Annotated in this window: 1 protein-coding gene; it reads left to right on the top strand. The window is 71.0% G+C overall.

Going from position 1 to position 1,052, the window contains the following annotated elements; genetic code table 11:
- The coding region (locus tag ROTAS13_RS24915; RefSeq protein WP_139323584.1) for a UvrD-helicase domain-containing protein at positions 1–1,022 on the top strand (1,022 nt) is incomplete at its 5' end.
- Between the last annotated feature and the right edge of the window lie 30 nt (positions 1,023–1,052).

Below are 1,052 nucleotides of genomic sequence, written 5' to 3'. Positions count from 1 at the left end.
GGGTCTGGGTCGGCACCTTCCACCAGTTCGGCATGGACCTCATCCGCAGGCATGCCGACCGGCTGGGCCTGCCGAGCAGCCCGACCCTGCTCGACGGCGCGGCAGCGGTGGAGGCGCTGGAGGACCTGCTCGCGACGCTCGGCCTCGTGCACCACCGGAATCTCTGGGCGCCCGAGAGGCTGCTCAAGGGTGTCCTGAGTGCCGTCTCCCGGGGCAAGGACGAACTCGCCGGGCCGGATCGCTACGAGGATCTGGCTGCCGCGATGCTCGCGGCTGCTGACGGTGACCCGGGCAGGGTCGAAGCGGCGGAGCGGGCAGCGGAGGTGGCCCGAATCTACAGGGCCTACCAGGGCAGGCTCCGGGACCTCGAGGCCGTGGACTACGGCGACCAAGTGATGCTGCCCGCGCTGCTCCTGGAAGGCGACCCGGAGCTCGCCGCCGAGCTGAGGGGGCATCACCGCCACGTGCTCGTGGACGAATACCAGGACGTGAACCGGGCGAGCATCCGTCTCCTGAAGGCTCTCGTCGGCCCGGGCGGGCAGATCTGGGCCGTCGGCGACGCGCGGCAGGCGATCTACCGCTTCCGGGGCGCCTCCTCCGCCAGCATGTCGCGCTTCGCCGAGGACTTCGGCCCGCATTCCGCGCACAGCCTCGGCGTCAATTACCGTTCCTGCGCCGAGGTGGTCGGGACCTTCCTGGGCTTCGCCCGCACCATGGCGGCCGCCGAAGGTGCACCCGAACCGGATCTCGAGGCGCACCGAGGGACAGCCGGTCATGGTCCGGTCCTCACCGTGTGCCCAGACGACAGCGCCGAGGCGGCGGCGGTCGTCGCGGCCGTAGCGGAGCTGGCCGGTCGCGGGGTCCGGCACGGCCAACAGGCCGTCCTGTGCCGCGGGAACGCACAGGTCGAGAAGATCTCGGGCGCCCTCGAGGCGGCGGGCATCCCGGTCCTGCGCCTCGGGAACGTCCTGGAGAGGGACGAGGTGCGGGATCTCCTCAGCATCCTGAGCCCTGTCTCTTGATCACATCTACGCACAGCTCCACCGTAAGGC

It is taken from the genome of Roseomonas sp. TAS13 (assembly GCF_001950415.1).
GTDB lineage: Bacteria > Pseudomonadota > Alphaproteobacteria > Acetobacterales > Acetobacteraceae > Roseomonas > Roseomonas mucosa.
This window is presented reverse-complemented; position numbering and strand designations above follow the sequence as displayed.